This window comes from Aneurinibacillus thermoaerophilus, from assembly GCF_900099925.1.
Classification (GTDB): domain Bacteria; phylum Bacillota; class Bacilli; order Aneurinibacillales; family Aneurinibacillaceae; genus Aneurinibacillus; species Aneurinibacillus thermoaerophilus.
Genome location: NZ_FNDE01000091.1, coordinates 1 through 1,485 on the forward strand (window position 1 = coordinate 1; position 1,485 = coordinate 1,485).

2 protein-coding genes are annotated in these 1,485 nt (G+C 36.5%); both read right to left on the reverse strand.

The features are described 5' to 3' along the window. The coding region (locus tag BLR88_RS19240; protein WP_175493700.1) for a transposase at positions 1-506 on the reverse strand (506 nt) is incomplete at its 3' end. 240 nt (positions 507-746) lie between these two features. After that, positions 747-1,485, reverse strand: a 739-nt coding sequence (locus BLR88_RS18775) for a hypothetical protein (protein WP_217639413.1), incomplete at its 5' end; no start/stop codon positions are given.

Below are 1,485 nucleotides of genomic sequence, written 5' to 3' on the forward strand. Positions count from 1 at the left end.
CAACGTGGTAAATTCGCTACAAGCTCACAGGCCAGTTGAATTTTACTTTGCTTCTCGGATTCATATCGTTTGAAATCATAGGGAATCACGCAATCACCACAACGCAGTACTTGTTGAACCATCTCATGCCCCCATACCTGCTTTCCTTTTGTATGGGAATAATGAAAACCCGTTCCCTGTATGGATAACATCGCCTGTGACGAAGGCTTTGTTTTCTCACAAACGGTATCGTCTATGATAATGAATATCAGTTCTTCTGTGCGTTTGGCTTCTTGTCGAATCGTTTTCCAGGTTTTTTCCTGGATGATGCGCATGAGGTAGTTTTCATCCCATTTTCCGTGTGATAAGAAATGACTGAGTGTACGCCGATTTCGTGAATGGCAGCTTTCTCGGTGAATATCGGTAAGGGTACCAGAGAAGCCATGGGTCATGACACCATCTATAAAATGAACCATATGGTTCATGACTGCTTTTGAAAAACAGAGCGGGAAATTCCACTTGCGCAAAATATTGTTGATTTCCTGTTGATGTGCTACGCTATACGTATGAGATATACAGCATTCTCCTCTGCGTAAAAATGTTTGGTGGTACATCTATTTTTACACAGGATGAATGTTGATGTCTCTTTTTGTTTACTATTGTAAATTTATGTTATCCATTTTGGGCAAATACAGTTAATAATTTATGCTTTTATTGTTTTGTAATTATAACAATCAGCCCCATTGCTCAGGCTGATTATTGTAATATTAAGCACCATGAAATTCCACATAAACATTTTTTGATGTTACAATTTTTCTTATTTGTCCGTTAACGTACATATATTCTGTGAGTTCCCCATACACAGTCAATGCAATTGTTCTATTCGCGTCAAGTCTCTTTTCTGTATAGCTAGTTTGTTTCCATGAAAAATTTGTTGTCTCTCCCGATATATCTGACGTTACTTTTTCTAGACTGTAAATGTATCCATTTTTTAGTATATATACTGCTGTTACATCTAGATTTATTCTACCTTGTAATTTAGTAGATTTAGTTTTTGTTATTGTTTGCGTGCTAAGAATTTCCCCTGTTGTATTACCTGCATTGCTTTCACTCATTTGAGAGAAATTGTCATTATCTGCTGTTTGACTTACATTAAGATATTTTGATGACAAATATTGGTCTGCCTCTGTCACAGAATTAAATTTCAAAGGGATGACTCCTTTAGGCAAAACATCAACACTTTCCAAATTAAACTTCCGATCTAAATCTTCTAGTGTTGTTACTTTGGCTTCTTCTGTACTAATTTTCTCTGAAGAAAGCGTTGGAGCCTCTTCTGCAAATACAGCAGGTGCTAATACAGTCGTTGCCAGTACGATAGATGACAAAATCCTAAACATCTTTTTCATACTGCTTCCTCCTCGTATAGTATGTTTAAGCCCCTCAAAATCACGAATTTCCAGTTGAATTCGAGAGACTATTAACCAAAAAACCAAGATATATTTTCCT